Annotated in this window: 11 protein-coding genes and 2 pseudogenes; 1 reads left to right on the top strand and 12 read right to left on the bottom strand. The window is 64.1% G+C overall.

Features of this window, described 5'->3' with window-relative positions; genetic code table 11:
* Positions 1 to 9 precede the first annotated feature (9 nt).
* The 8 genes and pseudogenes from priA to OMP40_RS25460 form a co-directional block, all read right to left on the bottom strand.
* Positions 10 to 2,521: pseudogene (gene priA, locus OMP40_RS25495) on the bottom strand (primosomal protein N').
* Positions 2,518 to 3,786, bottom strand: a complete 1,269-nt coding sequence (gene coaBC, locus OMP40_RS25490; protein WP_277535582.1) for a bifunctional phosphopantothenoylcysteine decarboxylase/phosphopantothenate--cysteine ligase CoaBC — start codon at positions 3,784 to 3,786, stop codon at positions 2,518 to 2,520. Before coaBC ends, priA begins: the two are co-directional and overlap by 4 nt.
* Before the next feature lie 63 nt (positions 3,787 to 3,849).
* Positions 3,850 to 4,086, bottom strand: coding sequence for a DNA-directed RNA polymerase subunit omega (rpoZ, locus tag OMP40_RS25485; RefSeq protein ID WP_277535580.1), 237 nt, complete (start codon positions 4,084 to 4,086; stop codon positions 3,850 to 3,852).
* 4 nt (positions 4,087 to 4,090) lie between these two features.
* Positions 4,091 to 4,726, bottom strand: coding sequence for a guanylate kinase (gmk, locus tag OMP40_RS25480; protein ID WP_277535578.1), 636 nt, complete (start codon positions 4,724 to 4,726; stop codon positions 4,091 to 4,093).
* Between the two features lie 13 nt (positions 4,727 to 4,739).
* The gene (remA, locus tag OMP40_RS25475; RefSeq protein WP_027084220.1) at positions 4,740 to 5,000 is read right to left on the bottom strand and encodes an extracellular matrix/biofilm regulator RemA; all 261 of its coding nucleotides are present in this window, start codon (positions 4,998 to 5,000) and stop codon (positions 4,740 to 4,742) included.
* Positions 5,001 to 5,167: 167 nt separating this feature from the next.
* Positions 5,168 to 7,081 carry a bifunctional homocysteine S-methyltransferase/methylenetetrahydrofolate reductase gene (locus OMP40_RS25470; RefSeq protein WP_277535577.1) on the bottom strand — a complete coding sequence of 638 codons (1,914 nt, stop codon included), beginning with the start codon at positions 7,079 to 7,081 and terminating at the stop codon, positions 5,168 to 5,170.
* A 211-nt stretch (positions 7,082 to 7,292) separates the two neighbouring features.
* Positions 7,293 to 8,123: a diaminopimelate epimerase gene (dapF, locus tag OMP40_RS25465; protein ID WP_277535576.1), complete on the bottom strand. Its 831-nt coding sequence runs from the start codon at positions 8,121 to 8,123 to the stop codon at positions 7,293 to 7,295.
* A 275-nt stretch (positions 8,124 to 8,398) separates the two neighbouring features.
* Positions 8,399 to 11,222 (bottom strand): annotated as a pseudogene (locus OMP40_RS25460) (calcium-translocating P-type ATPase, SERCA-type).
* A 179-nt stretch (positions 11,223 to 11,401) separates the two neighbouring features.
* On the opposite strand from OMP40_RS25460, the gene OMP40_RS25455 reads away from it, so the two are divergent.
* The gene (locus tag OMP40_RS25455; protein WP_277535573.1) at positions 11,402 to 13,132 is read left to right on the top strand and encodes an Rqc2 family fibronectin-binding protein; all 1,731 of its coding nucleotides are present in this window, start codon (positions 11,402 to 11,404) and stop codon (positions 13,130 to 13,132) included.
* Here the strand turns inward: OMP40_RS25455 and OMP40_RS25450 are convergent.
* From OMP40_RS25450 to OMP40_RS25430, 4 genes are all read right to left on the bottom strand, one after another.
* The gene (locus OMP40_RS25450) at positions 13,051 to 14,442 is read right to left on the bottom strand and encodes an alpha-L-fucosidase (RefSeq protein WP_277535570.1); all 1,392 of its coding nucleotides are present in this window, start codon (positions 14,440 to 14,442) and stop codon (positions 13,051 to 13,053) included. The genes OMP40_RS25455 and OMP40_RS25450 overlap by 82 nt on opposite strands.
* Before the next feature lie 54 nt (positions 14,443 to 14,496).
* Positions 14,497 to 15,594 (bottom strand): mandelate racemase/muconate lactonizing enzyme family protein, encoded by a 1,098-nt coding sequence (locus OMP40_RS25445; RefSeq protein WP_277535566.1) that lies wholly within the window; start codon positions 15,592 to 15,594, stop codon positions 14,497 to 14,499.
* A complete protein-coding gene (locus OMP40_RS43190) occupies positions 15,591 to 16,385 on the bottom strand; it encodes an SDR family NAD(P)-dependent oxidoreductase (RefSeq protein WP_459076923.1) in 795 nt (264 codons plus the stop codon). The genes OMP40_RS25445 and OMP40_RS43190 overlap by 4 nt, the downstream gene beginning before the upstream one ends.
* 642 nt (positions 16,386 to 17,027) lie before the next feature.
* Positions 17,028 to 21,701, bottom strand: coding sequence for a X2-like carbohydrate binding domain-containing protein (locus tag OMP40_RS25430; RefSeq protein ID WP_277535564.1), 4,674 nt, complete (start codon positions 21,699 to 21,701; stop codon positions 17,028 to 17,030).
* Positions 21,702 to 21,705: the final 4 nt, after the last annotated feature.

The following is a 21,705-nucleotide window of genomic DNA, read 5'->3' as shown; positions in this document are numbered from 1 at the left end:
CATGCGCGGTTAAAGCATCATCTGCGGATCGACGTCGACGCCGAGCTGCACGCCGTGACGCTTCGCGCCGTCCTGCAGTTCCTTCAGCACCTCGGCCGTCCAGCCGGGCACGTCGGGATTTCCCTGATATTTTATCATAACTTGAAAACGGTAGCGATCCTTAAGCCGCGCGATCGGAGAAGGCACGGGGCCAAGCACCTCGACGGCGATTCCTCCGGGTCCGGGCTTGCCGTCCGCCTTCGCGCCTGCGGCTGCCGCCCGCTCCCGCATCTTGGCCGCGAACGTCTGCCCGATGGACAGCAGCAGCGGCACCTGCTCGTGCGTCAGCGTGAGCGTGAGCAGCCGCCCGTAAGGCGGGTAGCCGAGCGCGCGGCGATGCCGGAGCTCCTGCTGCGAGAAGCCGCGGTAATCGTGCCGCTCGACGGAGGCGATCGAAGCGTGTTCGGGCTCGTAAGTCTGAACGATGACCTCCCCGGGAAGCTCGTGCCTGCCGGCTCGCCCCGCGACCTGCGTCAGCAGTTGGAACGTGCGCTCCGCCGCCCGGAAGTCCGGCAGCCGCAGCGCGGCGTCGGCGGCCAGGACGCCGACGAGCGTCACGTACGGAAAGTCGAGGCCTTTGGCGACCATCTGCGTGCCGAGCAGCACGTCCGCCCGGCGCTCCCGGAATTCCGTCAGCCAGCGCTCGTGCGAGCCCTTTTCCGTCGTCGTATCGACGTCCATCCGGATCACGCGGATGCCGGGAAACGTCGCGGCGAGCGCCTCTTCGACCTTCTGCGTGCCCGTTCCGAAAAAACGGATGTGCGGGCTCGCGCAGGAGGGGCAGGCTTCAGGCTCCCGCTCGGAGTAGCCGCAATAGTGGCAGCGAAGGTTGCGCGAGCCGCGATGATAGGTTAGCGCGATGTCGCAGTGCGGACACGAAGCCGTGTACCCGCAGGAGCGGCACATGACGAACGTCGCGTAGCCGCGGCGGTTCAGCAGCAGCACCGACTGCTCGCCTCGCGCGAGCCGCTCTCGCAATGCGTCCGCGAGCGCCCGGCTGAACATCGCCCGGTTGCCGAGCCGCAGCTCCTCGCGCATGTCGATGATGGTTACGCGCGGCAGCGGGCGGTCCGCGACCCGCTCGGGCAGCGGCACGTAGGCGGGTACGACCTCTTCGCCGCGTCCGCCGATTCCCGGCGCGATCTCGATCGCGGCGCCGTACGTCTCGAGCGACGGCGTAGCCGAGCCGAGCACGACGGCCGCGCCGTGACGCTGCCCGCGCCGCACCGCGACGTCTCTCGCATGGTACTTCGGACTCTCTTCCTGCTTGTAGGTCGTCTCGTGTTCTTCATCGATGATGATCAGCCCAAGCCGGGAAAAGGGCGCAAAAATCGCGGAACGGGCGCCGACGGCCACCGTCGCTCTTCCCTCGCGGATTTTGCGCCACTCGTCGTACCGCTCGCCGCTCGACAGCCGGCTGTGCAGCACCGCCACCCGCGCGCCGAAACGGCTCTTGAACCGCTCCACCATTTGCGGCGTAAGCGCGATCTCGGGCACGAGCACGATCGCTTCGCGTCCTTGCCGCAGCGCTTTGTCGATCGCCTGCAGGTACAGCTCGGTCTTCCCGCTGCCGGTCACGCCGTGCAGCAAAAATACCCGGTGCGCCTCGCGGTCGACGGCGTCGGCGATCGGCGCGAACGCCTGCTGCTGCGCGGGCGTCAGCGCGAGCGGAGCCGACGGCGCGAAGCTCCGGCCGGCGTACGGATCGCGCTCCACGGTCGTCTGCTCGATCCCGATCAGCCCCTTGTCCGCGAGGCTGCGGATGACCGCCGTCGTCGTGCCGGCCGCCTCGGCCAGCGCCTGCTGGGCGATCGGCTCGCGATTGGCAAGCAAATACGCGAGCACCTCGCGCTGCTTGGCGGCCCGGTTCGGCAGCCCGAGCAGCGCGCTGCGCAGCTCGGCCTCGGACGGCGGGACGACCGTCAGCACCGTCTTGACCGACAGCCGGTCCTCGACCTGCTGACGCTCCTCAAGCTTGCCCTCCGCGAGCCAGCGCTTGACGGCCGCGCCGCGCTCCGGATGCTGCTGAAGCAGCTGCGACAGCTTCAGCGTACCGTGCCGCTCCAGCGCATCGAGCAGCTCGGGCTGCTCGAAACGGTCCAAAGGCGACCACTCCGCGTTCGGCGCCGCCGAAATATATTTTTCGGCTTTGCCCTTGAGCGCTGCGGGCAGCATCGCCTGCAGCGCCACGGTGAGCGGGCACAGCCAGCGTTCGCTCATCCAGACCCCCCAGCTCCACGAGCTCGGGCGACAAGGGCGGCACGGCGTCGAGCACGTCGGAGATCGGCTTCAGCCGCCGGCGGTCCACCTCCGAATCCTCGGGCAGCGCCAGCACGATGCCCTGCAGCGTCCGGCCTCCGAAGGGAACCGCCACCCGGCTGCCGACCTCCACCCATCCTTCCAGATGCGCGGGCACGGTATAGTCGAACGGCCGGTCGGCGTCGCGCGTCGGCACGTCTACGCTGATTCTGGCGACGCTCATGCCCGCGGAGCTCCTGCTTCGCCGTCCACGGCGCGCAGACCCGGCGCGCGCGCAAGCGCGATTCGCCAGATGCGGCCGGCCGCCTCGCGCTTGGACTGGAGCGGCAGCGATTCGACGAGGCCCTCGGCGCCGAATAGCCGCAGGATGTTCGTATCCGTGCCGAAGCCCGCGCCCGGCTCGGATACGTCGTTGGCCGCGATCAGGTCGCAGCGCTTGCGGCGCAGCTTGTCCAGCGCATAGCCCTCCACGTCGCCCGTCTCGGCCGCGAAGCCGATCACGTAAGGCTTGTTCGCGCCAGCGCCGCCGCCTTCATGCTTCCAGTCCCCGATCGCCTGCAGAATGTCCGGATTGCGGACGAGCTCCAGCGTCAGCTTGTCCGGTCCCTTTTTCATTTTGACCTTCTCGCGCTGCACCGGCCGGTAGTCCGCGACGGCGGCCGCCTTCACGACGACGTCCATGGCAGGAAGCCGCGCCATGACGGCGTCGTACATCTCCTGCGCGGATTCGACGCGCACGACCTCGGCGACGGGCGGCGGCGCAAGCTCCGTTCGCGCCCAGACGACGGTCACTTCCGCGCCGAGCGCGCGCGCTTCTTCGGCGAGCGCGAAGCCCATTTTGCCGGACGAGTCGTTCGTAATGTAGCGGACGGGATCGAGCCGTTCGATCGTGCCGCCGGCCGTGATCAGCACCCGCTTGCCGGCAAGCGGCTTAGGACCGGCGAGCAGCTCGGCCACGACCTGCACGATCTCGTCCGGTTCGGCCAGCCGACCCTTGCCGACGTAGCCGCAGGCGAGCTGGCCGGTGCCGGATTCGACGAACCTTACCCCGCGGCGCGCCAGCGTATCGAGATTGTCCTGCACGGCCGGATGCGCCAGCATGTGCACGTTCATCGCGGGCGCGATCAGCACCGGCGCCGTCGTCGCGAGCAGCGTCGTGCTGAGCATGTCGTCGGCGATGCCGTGCGCGAGCTTCGCGATGCTGTTCGCGGTCGCGGGAGCGACAACCACCAGATCGGCCGCATCCGCCCAATCGATGTGTTGCACAACGGCCGCATCCCGCTCGTCGAATACGTCCGTCGCCACCGGATGCCGCGACAGCGTCTGAAGCGTCAGCGGCGAGATGAACTTCGTCGCCCCTTCGGTCATGATGACGCGCACGCTTGCGCCGAGGCCGACGAGACGGCTGCACAGCGTGGCCGCCTTGTATGCCGCGATGCCGCCCGTGATGCCCAGGATGATCGTTTTCCCCGAGAGCGAATAATTCATTTAGAGCGCCCCTCCCTCGCGATTCTGAAAAAAAAACAACCTCGAAGGGTTGTTTGCAGCCGTTTATGCTTGTTCTTCATACTTCTCGTCTGTGGCGTCCTCTTCGGAGATCGCCTCGACCGTGATGTAATCCTTGAAAATCTCTTCGAGCGCGACGCCTACGACCTTGTGGGACTTGGGCGCGTGCAGCTTGCTGCTCTGTCCTTCGCGCAGCGACCGCGCGCGCTTGGAGGCCGCGACGACCAATGTGTATTTGCTGTCCACCTTGCGGACGAGCTCGTCGATCGATGGGTATAGCATCTAATCACCTCTCCGGTATGTTCTGCTTTTCGCGCAAGCCTTCGAGCTCGACGAACAGCTCGTGCAGGAAGCGCTCGCGCTTGCAATGCTCGGCGATCATGATGCTCTCGATGCGGCGGCAAGCCGCGTCGATCTCGTCGTTGACGACCGCATAATCGTAATGCTCGAGCAGGTTCATCTCCTCGACCGCGACGGAAAGGCGGTGATCGATGGTCGCCTGGGTCTCCGTGCCCCGGCCCGTCAGCCGGTCCTTCAGCTGCTGCAGCGACGGGGGAAGCAAGAAGACGAGGACGCCCTCGGGAAATTTCTCCCGCACCTTGACCGCGCCCTGGACTTCGATCTCGAGAATGATGTCCTTGCCCTCGGACAGCGTCTTCTCCACGAAGTCGCGCGGAGTGCCGTAGTAGTTGCCTACGTACTCTGCGTGCTCAAGCAGCGCGTCGCGTTCGATCATATCCTTGAACTGCTCGCGCGTCTTGAAAAAATAGTTGACCCCGTCGATCTCGCCGGCCCGCGGAGACCGCGTCGTCGCCGAGACGGAATAGGTCAGTTCGGGCAGCTTGCGGCGCAGCGCCGCGCATACCGTCCCTTTCCCGACGCCCGACGGACCGGACAATACGATCAGCAAACCTCTGTTCATGGACTTCCCCGATTCATTCGTCATGTTCGTCGTCTTTGGTGGACAGGCGATGCGCCACCGTCTCCGGCTGGACCGCGGACAGTATCACGTGATCGCTGTCCGTAATAATGACGGCGCGCGTGCGGCGGCCGTACGTCGCGTCGATCAGCATATGCCGGTCGCGCGCTTCTTGAATGATCCGCTTGATCGGCGCGGACTCGGGACTCACGATGGAGATGATCCGATTCGCCGATACAATATTGCCGAATCCGATGTTGATGAGCTTGATCGCCATGCCACTATTCCCTCCGGTCCATGTCTTGCTGGCAGCGGCCGGATGGCGCCGGATAGGCACCATTGTTGCCACTGCGGCGCTCCCGCATACCGCAATCGATGGAATACGCTTGGCACCGTCCGCGTTCGGCTTGTAGATAACGTTCGAACGCGGCAGGCCATATTGACTCATTTTACTTGATAATCGTTGGGCGGACAAGAGGCGCAGCCGCAATTGTCGGCATGAACGCCGCTTTTCTCCTTGACGTAACGCGTCAATTCGACCGTCATCTCGTAATGAAGGAACGGGGTCATCAGATAGATGCCGTTAAAATGCTTCATCGCCGCGTCGAGCAGTTCCTTGGCGACAGCGATCCCCTCGGCTTTCCCTTCGGCGCCCTCGAGGCCGCGCATCCGCTCGCGCACGGCGTCGGACAGCTGGATGCCGGGCACCTCGTTGTGCAAATATTCGGCGTTGCGGCCGCTCGCCAGCGGGAAGATGCCGAGGAAAATCGGAACGCCGATATGTCTGGTCGCCTCGGCGATGCGCGCGATCAGCTCGGGATCGTACACCGGCTGCGTCATGATATAGTCCGCGCCGGCGGCCACCTTCTTCTCGAGCCGCTGCACCGCTTTGTCCAGATGCTTGACGTTCGGGTTGAACGCCGCGCCGATGACGAACTTCGCCTTCTGCTTGAGGGCGCGGCCGGAGAACGCGATGCCTTCGTTGAGCTGCTTGATCATCTTGATGATCTCGAACGAGGTCAGATCGTAAACCGAGCTCGAGCCCGGCAGGTCCCCGAACTTCGCAGGGTCGCCGGTCACGGCCAGCACATGGTCGATGCCGAGCGCGTCGAAGCCCATCATAAGCGACTGCGTGCCGATCAGGTTGCGGTCGCGGCAGGCGATGTGCACGAGCGGCCGGATGCCGACCCGTTCCTGCACGAGGGCGCCGAGCGCCATGTTGCTCATGCGCGTGACCGCAAGCGAATTGTCCGCCATCGTCAGCGCGTCGGCGCCGGCGTCCCGAAGCGCCGCGGCGCCGTCCATGAAGCGGCCGATGTCGAGATCCTTCGGCGGATCGAGCTCGACGATGACGGTATGCCGCTCGCGGACGAGCTGAACGATGTTGGCCGGCTCTTCGACGCCGCCGGATGCCGAATCGGACGTCTGCCGGGACGGCGCGACGCTCGACTCGACGGCCGTCGCCGGACGCTGCGACGCAGCCTCGTTGGGCGCGTAGCCGCGCAAAGCCGCGGCGATCTCGGCGATATGCTCGGGCGTCGTTCCGCAGCAGCCGCCGATCAGACGGACGCCGTTGTCCGCGAACGTCCTGGCGTTGTCGCCGAAGTAGGCCGGAGAAGCGGAATAGACGACTTTGCCGTCCTCGTAATCCGGCAGGCCGGCGTTCGGGAAGGCGCTGAGCGGAAGACCGAGATCGAGCGGGATGTTCTGTACGGCCCGGAGAATGCCGTTCGGGCCGCTGCGGCAATTGAAGCCGACGACGTCGGCCCCCTCGTCCCGGAGCCTGCGCAGCGCTTCGCCCATCGGCACGCCGTCGCGCGTCACCGCGGGATCGTCCACGGCGAACTGGCAGACGACCGGCAGATCGCCCAGCCTGCGCGCGACGCGCAGCGCCAGCATCAGCTCGTCGAGCTCGAAAAACGTCTCGAGCAAAATGCCGTCGGCGCCGGCGCCGACCAGCGCGCCGATCTGCTCCTCGTAGTCGCGGGTGATCTCCGCCGTCCGCGCGTTTTTGCGCTGGCCGGCCCGGATCGCGCCGACCGCGCCAAGTACGTAGGACGCGTCGCCGCCGGCCTGCCGCGCGAGCGCGACGCCGGCTGCGTTGATGTCGGCGGTCCGCTTTTCGAGACCGAACCGCACCAGGTTGCCGTGCTGCGCGGCGAACGTGTTGGTCTCGAGGACTTCGGCGCCGGCGGCGACGTAGCGGCGGTGAACCTCCAGGATCATCTCGGGCTTGATCAGGTTATATTCTTCGAACGCGACGCCGATCGGGAATCCGAGCTGGTAGAGGTAGGTTCCCATCGCCCCGTCGCCGACGAGCGGCCGCTGGCTCAGCGCTGTGCGAAAATCCGGTTTCAAGAGGCTTCCCATCCTATCTATGTCATAAATGATGTACGCGCAATCGTTCTATTAATGTAGCATACTTCTTCCCCTCTCGAAAATGGCAGCCGCGCCGCTGCAAGCCCCGATCGCCGATCAGCCGCCCGAATATGGAGAAAGAACCCGGACGAGTCCGGGTTCCCGAAAGTGGAGGAGCGGGCGCCTGCGGCGTTTCGCCGCCGCGTCTTGATCAGACCGTGCCGGTATATACCGCTTCGGCCGGACCGGTCATGTAGACGCGGTTGTTGTCCTCGCTCCACTCGATGTACAGATCGCCGCCGGCAAGCGAGATCGTCGCCGATCGGCCGGTCAGTCCGTTCAGCACGGACGAGACGAGCGTCGCGCAGGCGCCGGTGCCGCAGGCGAGCGTCGGGCCCGCGCCGCGCTCCCAGACGCGCATGTCGACTTGCTCCGCGGAGTTGACCTTCGCGAATTCGACGTTGATCTTGCGCGGGAACAAGGGATGCGTCTCAAGCTTCGGTCCCCAGGTCGCCAGGTCGAACCCGACCGCGTCGTCGACGTAGATGACCGCGTGCGGATTGCCCATCGAGACGGCGGTGAACTTGAACGCGCGGCCGTCGATCTCGACCGTTTGCCCGATGACGGGATTGGCGTCGATCGTCGTCGGCACGTCAAGGCCGTTCAGGATCGGCTCGCCCATGTCGACGCGGACGCGGCGGACGCTGCCGCCCTCGACTTCGAGCTGGACGGGCTGCACGCCCGCGCCCAGCGTCTCGATCGTGATCGCTTCGCGGCCGATCAGTCCGTTGTCGTACACGTACTTGGCGACGCAGCGGATCGCGTTGCCGCACTGCTCGGCTTCCGAGCCGTCCGAATTGATGATGCGCATTTTGAAATCCGCGCGCTCCGAAGGCAGGATATAGACGAGCCCGTCGGCGCCGATGCCGAAATACCGGTTGCAAAGCTTGACGGCGCGTTCGGCCGCGTCGGCCGGGAGCGAGGTTTCGCCGTGCACCACGATGAAGTCGTTGCCGAGGCCGTGCATTTTCGTAAATTGCATAGGGGTATGCCCTCCTGGTATAAGTTCGATGTCGGACCTGTCCTTCCGTGTCCCTATCATACCGCAACGCGACTTCGCTGCGCATACAGGATTCGCAAATTAGTTTGTACTTTTCCGCATGGATACCGCCCGGACGGACGCGCGCGATCGCGCAGCGTAAAATGCAATAAGCCCGCTCGCGCGAGCGGCGCGAACGGGCGGACTATCCAAACAGCGACAGCGAGAGCTTTCGGCGGAACGGCGGTCAGAAGGGCCGGCCAAGCCGCAGCCGAGAATCAGCGGGCGACCGTCTTGACCGTGCCTGCGCCCCGGCCGCCGTATGAGATGCGGCCGCCGCTGCGGCGGCGGCGCGACGAGCCCCATACGCTTCCGATGCCCATCGCGAACGTGGGGATGCCGGCGGCCACGAAGACGAGCGCCCAATCGCGGAGATCGAGCGGCACGGTCTTGAAGACCGGCTGCAGCGGCTCGAAGTACAGGACGGCGAGCAGAAGCAGCAGCGAGGACAGGACGGCCAGTACGAGAAACTTGTTTTCGAAAAACCGGCGATGGAAAATGGAGCGCGAGCTGCGGCAGTCGAACACATGGATCAGTTGCGCCATGACGAGCGTGGCGAACGCGACGCTCTGCGCGTGGACGAGCGCCGCGGCGTCCGCGTCCCGGCCGCCGAGAGCGAGGACGAACGCCGCCAGCGTGCAGGCGCCGATCAACACGCCGCGGCTGACGATTTTCCAGCCCAGACGCCGCGCGAAGATGTTCTCCTTGGCCGATCTCGGCTTGTGCCGCATCAGGTCGCTCTCGGCCTGATCGATGCCGAGCGCCATCGCGGGCAATCCGTCGGTAACCAGATTGACCCACAAAATCTGGATCGGGATGAGCGGCAGCGGCAGCGCGGCCATCATCGCGAAAAACATGACAAGAATCTCGCCGACGTTCGAAGCCAGCAAATACCGGATGAACTTGCGGATATTTTCGTAGATGCCCCGTCCCTCTTCGACCGCCGCGACGATCGACGAGAAATTGTCGTCGGCCAGAACGAGCGCCGAGGCTTCCTTGGTCACGTCGGTGCCGGTAATGCCCATCGCGATGCCGATGTCCGCCGCCTTGACGGCCGGCGCGTCGTTGACCCCGTCTCCGGTCATCGCCACGACGTGTCCGCGCCGCTGCAGCGATTGCACGATGCGAAGCTTGTGCTCGGGGGATACGCGGGCGTAAACGTAGACGTCGTCGGAAATTTTGTCCAGTTGCTCGTCGGTCATGCCCGCCAGCTCCGCGCCGCTGACGGATTTGCCGTCGCGGGGCAGAATGCCCAGCGTACGTGCGATCGCCTCGGCGGTCATCTGATGGTCGCCGGTGATCATCACCGTCTTGATGCCGGCCGCCTTGCATTTGACGATCGCATCGTGCACCTCGCGGCGCGGGGGATCGATCATGCCGCCGAGGCCGACGAAGACGAGCCCCTCTTCCGCCTCGTCCTCGGATTCGCAATTTTCGCCGCCTTTGGCGTCGCGATACGCGAACCCGAGCACGCGCAGCGCTTCATTGGCCATCGCTTCGTTCGCGCGCAATACTTTTTGCCGAAGCGTCCCCGTGAACGGTACGACCTTTCCGTCCCACAGGGCATAGGCGCAGCGGTCGATCAGAAGGTCCGGCGCGCCTTTCGTGCAGACGAGGCGTCCGCCCTGGTGCGATACGAGCACCGACATGCGCTTGCGGTCGGCGTCGAACGGAAATTCCTTCACGCGCGGATACAGCGCTTCTAGCGAGGTTCTGGGCAGTCCCGACTTGGCCGCGAGCGCCAGCAGCGCCCCTTCCGTGGGGTCTCCTTTGACCATCCAGTCGGTATCCTCGAGCGCTTCCTCCTCGCCGCGCTCCGCCTTCCGTCCCCTTTGCTCGGCGCCGCGGTCGGCCTTGGCCAGCTCGGCGTTGTTGCAAAGCGCCGCCACCTGGATGAGCCTGCGCAGCGATGCGTCGCCCTTCACGTCTACCGCGCTCCCGCGTTCGAGCAGCTGGCCTGCCGGTCCGTAGCCTTCGCCCGTGACGTCGATGTCCCGGCCGCCGGTCCAAACTTTGGTGACGGTCATCTTGTTTTGCGTGAGGGTGCCCGTCTTGTCGGAGCAGATGACGGACGCGCAGCCGAGCGTTTCGACCGAAGGGAGCTTGCGGACGATCGCCTTGCGCCGGATCATGCGCTGCACGCCGAGCGCGAGCGCGATCGTGACGATCGCGGGCAGCCCTTCCGGAATGGCCGCGACGGCGAGGCTGACACCGGCCAGGAACATGCCGTAGAGCGGCTGGCCGTGCAGCACGCCGGCGGCGACGACGAGCACGGTAAGCGCCAGAGCGACGACGATCAGGATCTTGCCGAGCTGCTCCAGCCGGTGCTGAAGCGGCGTCTCGGCTTCGTCCGTCTGCTGGATCAGGTCGGCGATCTTGCCCATCTCGGTGCTCATGCCGGTGCGCACGACGACGCCGCGGGCGGTGCCGCGCGTCACCATCGTGCCGAGGTAAGCGCAGTTTTTCCGGTCGCCGAGGGGCAGCTCGGCGGCATAGAGCGGCATGGACTGCTTGGCCGCCGGCACGGACTCCCCGGTGAGCGCGGCCTCCTCGATCATGCACTGGCTGCTCTGCACGAGCCGAAGGTCGGCGGGCACCCGGTCGCCGCTCTCGAGCACGACGAGATCGCCCGGCACCAGCTCGCTGGCGGGCACCACCTGGAGGCCGCCCCCCGCGAATAACCTTGGCATTCGGCGCCGACAGCTCCTTGAGCGCCCGGAGCGAGCGCTCCGCCCTAAACTCCTGATAAAAGCCGAGCAGCCCGTTCAGAACGATGATGGCGATGATCGTGAGGGCGTCCAGCATCTCGCCCAGCAAACCCGACACGACCGTCGCGCCTGCCAGCACGAGCACCATGAAGTCCTTGAATTGATTGAGCAGCAGCTTGATCGGAGACTCCCTGCGCTTCTCCGCCAGCTCGTTTTTCCCGTGTCCCGCCAGCCTCTCCTGCGCGGCGCTCGGCGCCAGCCCTGCCTTCGTGTTCGTCTGGAGCAATACGGCTAGCTCGTCTTCGCTTAGCTGATGCCAGGCCTTCCCTTCCACGACGGGTTCCTCCTCCCGGATATCGCCCTCCGGACGAAGCCGGACAGCCTACTAGCCTATGTCTATTCGGCCAAGCCCGGAAATATCCCCTTGTCCGGCGCCTTTCCCTTTGAGACCATCTGTGGCATCATAAAGGAACGGAAATTCCGAAATTCGCATCGGTCAGGAGTCATGCCTTTATGTCACTCGACGGCATCGTCGTGCGCGCGCTCGTCCACGAGCTGGGAGAGATCGTCGGCGCCCGCATCGCCAAAATCTATCAACCGACCGAAAACGAGGTCGTTCTGCATATCCGCGGCCAGGGCTTCGGCCGCAAGCTGCTGCTGTCCGCCCATCCTTCGATGCCGAGGCTTCATTATACGGAGCAGCCCTGGGCCAATCCCCAGGAGCCGCCGATGTTCTGCATGCTCCTGCGGAAGCACTGCGAGGGCGGCATTATCGAAGCGGTGCGCCAGCTCGGCGCCGAGCGGATCGTCGAGATCGACGTCCGCCACAGGGACGAGCTCGGAGACCTGTCGCTCAAGCGGCTCGTCCTGGAGATCATGGGCCGCCACAGCAACCTGGTGCTGCTCGATCCGGCGACCGGCATCGTCCACGACAGCATCCGGCACGTGACGCCCGCCATCAGCAGCTATCGGGTCGTGCTGCCGGGCGTCCGTTATGTGGCGCCGCCGGCTCAGGACAAGCGCAATCCGCTCGAAGCGACGGCGGCGGACGTCGAGCGCGCGTTGTCCGAGTCGGCCGGGTCGCCGCCCGCCGGCGCATTGGTCGAAGCCTTCACGGGCTTCAGCCCGCTGCTCGCCAAGGAGATCGTCTTCCGCGCCGGCGGTCGCGAAGCCGACATTCCCGCCGCCTTCGCCGCGCTGATGGCCGACGCTGCGGCCCATCGCTACGCGCCGTCCATCGTCGAAGAGCCGTCAGGCCGCACCCTGTTTCACGCTTTGCCGCTGACGCATGCGCAGGGCGAAGTTCGCGGCTGCGATTCGATGCACGCTTGCCTCGAAACGTACTATATCGACAAGGCCGCGCGCGATCTCGTCCGTCAGCGGACCGTCGATCTGACCCGCCTGCTGCAGAACGAGACGGCCAAAAACGTCAAAAAGCTCGAAAAGCTCCGCCAAACGCTGGAGGAAGCGGCTGGCGCGGACAAATATCGCCGGATCGGGGAGCTGCTGACCGCGCATTTGTACGCCATGAGCAAAGGGGATAAGCAGGTCGAGGTGACCGATTATTACGAGGAAGATCAGCCGACGGTGCGCGTGCAGCTGGACCCGCTGCTGACGCCCAACGAGAACGCCCAGCGTTATTTCCGCAAGTATACAAAAATGAAAAACAGCCGCGACGTCGTCACTGAACAGATCGAGGAGACCGGGCGTGAAATCGCCTATCTCGAATCGGTGCTGCAGGGGCTGGACACGGCGACGCCGGCCGACATCGAGGAGATCCGCGCGGAGTTGACGGAGCAGGGCTACATTCGCGCGCGCGGCGGACGCAAGGGCGACCGGGGCAAAAAGAAAAACGACCGGCCCGCCATCCTCTGCTATACTTCCAGCGAGGGCGTGCCGATCTACGTAGGCAAAAACAATACGCAAAACGATTATGTGACCAACCGGCTCGGGCAGCCGAACGACACCTGGCTGCATACGAAGGACATGCCCGGATCGCACGTGCTCATCCGCGCCGCCGACTACGGCGAGCAGACGCTCAAGGAAGCCGCCATGCTGGCCGCGTACTACAGCAAAGGCAAGGAATCGAGTCTCGTACCGGTCGATTACACGAAAATACGCCTCGTTCGCAAGCCGAGCGGCGCGAAACCGGGGTTCGTCATCTACGAAGGGCAAAAGACGCTGTTCATCACGCCGGACGAGTCGCTCGTTCGCGAGCTCGCCGGCGTCGTCAAAAAGGCGTAAACCGCTTGCGGGAACCGGCCCTTCAGGCGGTTCAGGCGCGTTTCCCGGGCCAGACCGGAAGCTCCTCGTATTCGACCGCCACGACCGTGTTCCATTCGTCCAGCAACGCCTCCGGCAGGTCGATCGAGAGGCGCTGGATGCTGTGATGACCGTCGACGCCGCCCGAGAAGCCGCTGACGACTTCCGTCCGGTAGTTGAGCGGCTCCCCCCGTTCTGACCAGCCTCACGTTCCGAACCCGGCCGCCCATCTCCCGAAGCTCGAGCGGGAACCTCGGAATATCCCTGACATGCAAATAAACCGTTTTCGATTTGACGGTCGTCGGACCGTAGAACGCCGGAGGAAAATGCGCCGGCGTTCTTTGCGTGCCGTAAACGCTCTCGCCGGAATGCCGCAGCCAAGCGCCGATCGCTTCCAGCCGCGCCAGCGCCGGCTCTGGCCAGGTGCCGTCCGGACGCGGGCCCACGTTCAGAAGCAGATTGCCCCCCTTGGTCGCGACCTCGAGCAGCGTATCGAGCAGCGCCACGGGCGGCTTGTACGTATCGGGATCCGAATGATACGCCCATTGATCGTTCATCGTCAAACACGTCTCCCACCACTCGTCCGGCGGATGCAGCGGCACGAATTGCTCCGGCGTCTCGTAATCGCCCGCGTCGGGCAGCCGGTCGTTGACGACGAGATGCGGCTGGAGGTTCAGCATCATCCGCTTCACCTCGTGGCTGCGCCAGCGGTCCGCGCCGAAGCCCGGCACATCGAACCAGATCAGGTCGATGCGCCCGTAGCCCGTCAGAAGCTCCCGCAGCTGCTCGACGAAGCGTTGATGAAACGACCACCAGCGCAGCGGATCGTAAACGTTCGGTTTGGGAGACGCAAGCCAGGACGCGATCGGAATCGTCGCGAAGTCCGGATCGTGCCAGTCGATCGTCGTGAAGTAGAGACCGACCTTGAGGCCCTCATCCCGCATCGCTTCGACGTAAGGCCCGATCAGGTCGCGCTTCGGCCCTCGCCGGGCGGCATTGTAATCCGTCGTCTTCGTGTCGAACAGACAAAATCCGTCGTGATGCTTGGCGGTCAGCACGACGTACTTGGCCCCGGCTTCCTTCGCCGCGCGCGCCCAAGCCTTGGGATCGTAGCGCGCCGGGTTGAATTCGTCCGCCAGCGCCTCGTAGGCTTCCACGCCGATCGCCTTGTCGCTTTTGTCCAAGAGCGGCCACGACGCTTCGATCTCCCTCAAAGAATAAGGTCCCCAGTGGATAAACAGGCCGAATCTCGCTTCGTCGAACCACTGCGCTTCCGGATGCGACGCTCTCATGCCCAAGACGCTCCTCCCCATGCGGTTTCGCGGTATTCCGCGCTCCACGGCCGTTTATTTAACGCGATACTCCTCAAAATAACGCGGCAAAATCGTCGTGGACGCGCCGGGCAGCTCCGGCAGCTTGTAAAATCCGTTCGCCACCTCGATCGGCTCTTCGAAAATATGGCGAATCCACGGAATGTATTCGAGCATGACCGCGTTCGGCGTCGCCGCGACGAGATGCTGGTGAATTTGTCCCATATCGCCGACGTGCGGGCAAACCGGCAGATCGTACGCGGCGGCCATGCCGGCCACCTGCAGCCACTCGGTCACGCCGGCGACCCGCGTCACGTCCACCTGGACATACTCGACGGCGCCCTGCGCGATGTAATCGCGGAACGCGTATTTGTTGTATACATGCTCGCCGAGCGCGATCGGCACGTTCAATTCGTCCGCCAGCTTGCGATGGCCCGGAATGTCGTCGGGATTAAGCGGCTCCTCGAGCCAGATCAGGTCGAACTGCTCCAGCTTTTTGCCCCATGTCATCGCCGTCGTGATATTCCACTGCTGGTTGACGTCGATCATGAGCCCCGCCTCGTCTCCGATCGCCTTGCGAACGGCCTGCACCCGGTCGAAATCTTCGCGCGGGTCCGGCTTGCCCACCTTCATTTTCACCGCCGTGAAGCCCTGCTCCAGCATCGCGGTCATGTCGGCGATCAGCCGCTCCTTGCTCCAGTTCAGCCAGCCGCCGTTCGTGTTGTACGCCTTGATCTTGTCCGGCTTGTGTCCGCCGAGATACTGCCAGAGCGGCTTGCCCGCCGCCTTGGACATGATGTCCCACAGGGCGACGTCCACCGCCGCGAGCGCCATATGCGTAATGCCCGCGCGTCCGATCCAGTGCATCGGCCCGAAGCGCAGATCGTCCCAGATGCGCCTGACCATAAAAGGGTCCCTGCCGATCAGCGCGGGCGCATAGTAGCGGTCGATCGTATCCGCGATCATCTCGTCGCCCTTGGCGGTCGTCCCGGTATAGCCGTAGCCGACGATGCCTTCGTCCGTCTCGATGCGTACGCCGGTAACGCCCCAGTGCGTCGCGACGTTGATGGCGTCGGTGATGGGCGGCGTGATCGGCACGTGTAAAATAAAGCTTTCGGCTTTCGTGATTTTCATGGGTATCCTCCTAAGTGTAAAAAGTGCGTTAATAGCCGAGCGAGGCGCCGCCGTCGACGGGCAGCGCGACGCCCGTAATGAACCGCGCGCCTTCCGAGGCCAGATAGAGAGCGGCGTCGGCGATCTCCTCGGACGTAGCGGGGCGCCCGAGCGGATGCATGTCTGCGAGCAGCCGGGTCGTCGCCTCGGGATCCGGCTGCCGAAGGCGCCACTGCTCCAGCAGCGGCGTCATGACGCCGGCGGGGCAAAGGCAATTCACGCGGACGCCGTCCGGCGCGTAGTCGAGCGCCAGCGCCTTCGTCATCGCGATGACCGCCCCCCTTCGTGGAGGCATAGACGGCGTTCTGCTTCTGTCCGACAAGTCCGTTCAGCGAAGCCATGTTCACGATATTCCCCTTCGAGCGGCGCAGCGCGGGAATCGTATGCTTGATCGTCAGGTACACGCTCTTCAAGTTGATGGCGATGACGCGCGTCCATTCTTCCTCGCTCACTTCTTCTAGCGGCTTGGGAAGGATGGTCGCCGCATTGTTGAGCAGCACGTCGATTCTGCCGTACGTCCGCAAAATCTCCGCCGCGGCGCTTGCGACATCCGCCTCCGACGAGACGTCCGCGCGCACGGCGCTTGCGCGCCCGCCTTCGTCCGCGATCGCATCCGCGACGCGGCGCCCGCCTTCGGCGTCGATGTCGACGATCGCGACGATCGCGCCTTCTGCGGCGAAGCGGCGGGCGGTCACCTCGCCGATCCCCGAAGCGCCCCCTGTGATGAGGCAAACCTTGTCGTTTAGCAGCATGGGCTTGTTCTTCCTTTCTCCGGCAGCCGCCGGTTCGATAATAGGCGCCGCCGGTTCCCGTTCCATCAATCGCTTCGGATCATCTGCGCGATCGATGCGATCCACTCCTTTAGAAAAGACTCGTGCGACCTTTGTTTGCGCAATGGCGCGCGATGAACGGACTGAGGAGCCCTTATTTTTGTTCCGATCGTGCTTTGCGGCCCCCTCGCGGACCGAGCGAGGAGCCCTTATTGCGGGATTGGAGACCTTTTTTTAGTCTTGATCTGGGTAATTAACGACTCTCCAGTCCAAAATGATCGCAATTGCACCGATTTGTAAGAAATAGCGTCCATCTGAGTCCGATATTTTTCGCTCGGCTTGCATTCGGTTACGCCCGCAATTCTCATTGCCATCTCCGCTTACTTTGACGCCTAACAATCGGCTGGAAGCCTGCGTTATCCAGCGCTATCCGCTTTCTCGCCTCGCGCGACGATGCCAGATGGGGAGTTATTCGCTGCACAGCGTTACCTGTCGGGACATCGGCGTATTCCGGACCAAGAGGCGCCGAAGGGCGTTACATGTCAATTATATATTTTCGATCCATTTAAATAGCGAGACTCTTCCGGTTCAGAAGAGTCCCGCGCTTGTCAGTCCGCCAACGGATCAATCCGCCGCGGCTTCGAGCAGATCGGCCAGCGCCCAGTGTCCCGCGGGCACGTCGGACCATACGGAGACGCCGCCCGATTGCGCGGGCACGCGGCCCAGCACGCGGTTCAGCAGCGTCACCGCCTCAGCGCGCGTCAGCGCCTGGCCGGGACGGAAAGTGCCGTCCGCGTAGCCGGCGATCCAGCCAGCGCCTTGGGCCTGCTTGATCGCCGCTTCGGCCCAGCTGCCGGCCGTGTCTTTGAAGCCGGCGCCCGGCGTGCCGGAAGGCTGCGCGAGCTTCGCGGCCAGCGCCGCCATCTCGGCGCGCGTGACCGCCTGATCCGGACGGAACGTGCCGTCCGCGTAGCCGTTCATGAGTCCGAGCTTGCCGACGGCAGCAATGTCTGCCGCGGCCCAATGGCTAGCGGATACGTCCGCGTAAGACTTCGCTTGGCCGTTGCCTCCGCTGTCCGTACCCGCGGTCAGTCTCGCCACGATCGTCGCGATTTGCGCCCGCGTCAGCGCCGCAGCAGGTCTGAACGTGCCGTCCGCAAAGCCTTTAATATAAGCTTGATGAGACGCGGAAGAATGATCGCCCAGCCTCAGCAGCGTAAAGGTGCTGAACTTGTTCACGGTAATTTTGAAGCCTTTCCCCGTGCCCAGATCGACGATCTCGCCGCGCTTCAGCTCGGTGGAACCGTCGCTGTGCTCAACGAAGACGCCCAGTTGCTTCGCGACGGCGCTTGCGGCTTCGCCGAGCGGCAGCACGACGTCGACGTTGCGTCCTTGCACGTTCGTATCGATCGCAAGCGGGCGCCCGATGACGGCCGCTTCTCCGCCGTACGCGGCCTTGACGACGCTCGACGCGTTCGCGCGGCTCTGCGCGGCCGATCGATCGGCCGCGCTCTTCAGCGGCTTGGTCGTAAAGACGAGATCCCCGCCGGCTGCGCCGAGCGATGCCGCCGGTACGACGATCCTGGAGCCGCCGATCGCAAGACTAAGGTCAAGCCGGCCGTCCGCGAGCTGCTTGGCGATGTCGGTCGGCACCGTCACTTTGGTCTCGGACACTTCGTCATTCGCATCTGGAATGACGAGCGCGATCGACGCGGCGCCCGAAGCCGCCTGCTTGGCGATCGCATCCTTGACGGACGCGCCCGAGAGCGTCAATTCGTCCCGCTTCGTGCCGTCGCCTAGCGTCGTACGGCTGACGTCTACGGAGATGGCGCCGCTGCCGGAAGCGCCTCCTACGCTGCCTTGAACCTTTTCAGGCGCAGGCGTCTGCGTGACGGGACCGGACGGATTTTGCGGCACGACGTCCGCGCTGCCCACCGTATAAGCCATCCCGTCCGCGAGCAGCAGGTCGCCGGATTTTTTGACGACCTTAACGGTATGCGTGCCGTCCGTCAAGCCGTCCAACTGGAAGACGTTTTGCTGAAGCTTCAAATCGGCGCTTTCCGCATCGCCCGTCCCTTGCGATACGCCGTCCACGTACACCTCGAATTCGCCCTGAGACGGACCGGTAGGCATGCGTAGCGCAAAGCCCGTTCCTTTAAACGTATAGCTGTAGAAATCTTCGTTTTTTGCCGTATAGTGAATGTCGCTGAACGCATCCCCTTTAAAGCCGAAAGTAAGCGTAGTCGCCCCGGACGGCAGCGTCGCCAGATAAGAGGAGCGAATCGTCACCGTATTGCCGGTCAAAGTATAATCCGTTTCCGCCGACAGCGTTTTGGTTCCGTTCCTCACGTCGACAAGGCTGCCGCTGTCCCGGAGCAGGGTTACCGCCGCATCCGCCGGCTGCGCCGGATCGAATCCGACCGCTTCCTCGCCGAGCAGGCTCGGCTTTTCGATTCGAAGCGCGTCAAGCAGCATGAACTGGCCGTTCTTCTTGACGCCCTTCAGCGTATGCTGGCCGTTCGGCAGACCGGAGACGCTGTACACGGTCTGGAAGCCCTTGCGTACCGCGCTGCGCGTATCGACCGTCGAGACGAGCTGTCCGTCCAGATACACGTCCATATCGCCTTGGGAATTGTCCATCTCCGTAACGATCCCGATGCCCGTTCCCGAGAACACGTACGTGAACGAATCGCCGTTGTTTTCCGTAAATTGCACGTCGCCCTGGTAATCGCCGTACGGACGGCCGCCGTTGTTGTTCCAGGAGCCGCTGTACGCGATGCCCGCATCGCTGTTGTTCACGAGCACGTACCGCAGTCCCGACGTATCGGTCACGTTAATCGTCAGCGTCTGCGGCGCACCGCCGCTGAACGAGAACGCGAGCTGCGCGCTGCCGACAGGCAGCGTGGCCAGATAAGACTTCGCAATCTTGACCGTCGTCCCGGCGACCGAATAATCCGTACCGGCCGTCAACGCCTTGTCGCCGTTCGCGATGCCGACAAGCGAATTGCCGTTCAGCGTCAGCGTGGTCGACACGTCAGATTGATTCGCGGGCTTCTTGTCGAAGGAAGCGGTCTTCGGGCTGATCGCGCTGCTCTGGCCGCTGATCGTAACGGTCTTCGACTCCGAATCGCCGCCCGCGAAGGCGAAGGCGAGCGTCGCATCGCCGGCCGCGAGACCCGCGAAGGCTTCTTTTTTCACCGTTACCGTACCGCCGGCTACCCTGTAGTCCGCAGGATTGGCGAGCGAGCTCCCGTTCAGCGTCACGCTGTTCAAGTAGCGGGCGTCGACCTTGAGCGCGGTCTGAACGTCCGCCGGCAGCTCCGAGTCGAACGATGCTGCCGCCGGATCGATCAGATGGTCGACGCGCACTTTGAGCGCATCCAGCAGCGCATAGCCGCCGGACTGCTTCACGCCTTTCAGCGTATGCGCCTCGCCGTCCAGCCCTTCGATCCGGTAAACGGTCTGCTGCACCGAACGCCCGTCGTCCTTGTGCGTGTCGGCCGTGCCCTGCAGCGCGCCGTCCAGATAGATGTCGACATTGCCCTGAGCGCCTTCCGTTTCGGTAATGTAGTCGATGCCCGTACCCTTAAAAGTCAGTTGAAACGAATTGCCGTTCCCGTCCGTCCAATGAACGTCGTTCGCGTAATCGCCTAAGCCCCGATCGCCGCTGTCGTTCCAGTTTCCCTGGTACTGAATGTCCGTATCGTCGTCGTTCAGTACGTAATAATGATCGGCGGCCGTTAACGCTTGCGCGTTCGTCGCCGGATCTTGAACGTTGCTTACGTCTTCCTGCGGAGCGGAAGCCGTCAGACCAGGCGCCGTCGTCCCCACGTTCACCGTCAGATCCTGCGACTCGGCGGACACTTCCTTGCCGCCGTTGCGCGTCCAGTCGCCGTCATAAATGAAGCCCGTGTCGTCGTCGTTGACGAACGACGTTCCGCTCTTCGCCGTTACCTTGAACAAGCGCGACGCATGCGGATCGACGCTTTCGGCCGTATAGCCCTTCTCGAACGTACCGAGCTCGCTGTGGCTCCACAGATCGCGAACCGATGCCGGCCCGCTAAGTCCGATATCGCGCCAGTTTACCGTGATGGATTCGGCTTTGGTTCCAAGGTTGAACACCGCGACGTTGTAGGTGCCGTCGCCGTTGTTCGCGAACCAGACCTGCTGGCTGGTCGCGGTGGACACGGGATGCGCCGGACGGCCCGCCTGATTGACGGCGATAACCTCGTCGTTCGTCAGCAGTTGGAGACCGAAGCTGTCGAGGCGCGTCAGATCGTTGCCCGTATACAGCGGCGCCGCCGATACGGACCAGAACGTCATCGCCGTCTGGCGCTCGTCCTTGGTCAGACCGTCCATCGCGCCGTTGCCGACGTTCAGGGAGTCGAAGTCGTTCCAGCCGGTGCGGGGACCCGCGTCCCGCCACCAGATCGCGGCGTCCGGGAACAGCCGGGCGATGTTGGCCCACTGCGTCAGGCCGACCTTCGGGTCGTAGGATTCGACGTCCCAATTGACGCGCCAGCCGTTAGCGTACTTTTTCCACACGTCCGCATAGTTGTGGTCAAGCGCCCAGGACAGCTCGAACCAGATCCCGTGGCGAGCGAGCGCCTTGGACCAGGCCGCCACGTCGTCGCGCGCGTCGATCGTCGTGTCGTTGTGGCCGGAGCCCGGCGTCACGCTGTCGAACTTGACGAAGTCGATGCCCCAGGAGCCGATCAGATCCGCGATCGAATCGATGTAGGCCTGCGCGCATTCGGGATTCGTTTTAAAGTCGATTTTATAGCCGATGTTCCAGTAATCCGCATATTGGACGGGCTGTTTCGTGATGTCCCGAATGTGGCAGCTTTCCGTGCCGTAAATCGGCAGGTTCGCCTCGTACGCCGCCGGCGACAGCCCCGGGATCAGATAAATCCCGATCTTCTGCCCATTGGCGTGAACGTAGTCGATGACGTTCTGAAAGCCGTCCGGATACAGCGTCTCGCTCGGAATCGGCCGGGCGTATTCGTCCATGCCGCCGTTCCAGCCCGCGTCGATATTGATGTAGTTGTAACCGTGCGACTGGAGCTTTTCGTGCATCGCGTCGGACATCTGCTTGATCTTGGCAGCGGAAGTCCAGCCGCCGGACGGACCGTCGTACACCTGCATGCTGTAACTGCTCCAGCCCATATAGGGCTTCTGCGCCAGCTCCTTGTCGGCCGCGGCGGCCCTTTTCGCGCCGGGGGCGACGAGACCGAGCTGCGCGAAGAGCGCGACGACGAGCAGCAGGATGAGACTTCTTCTCTTAACGATTCGATGCAAACGG

Source organism: Cohnella rhizosphaerae (genome assembly GCF_029525575.1).
In the GTDB taxonomy this organism is placed as follows: domain Bacteria; phylum Bacillota; class Bacilli; order Paenibacillales; family Paenibacillaceae; genus Cohnella; species Cohnella rhizosphaerae.
The sequence above is the reverse complement of the archived record's forward strand: the minus strand, read 5'-3'. Positions and strand labels throughout refer to the sequence as shown.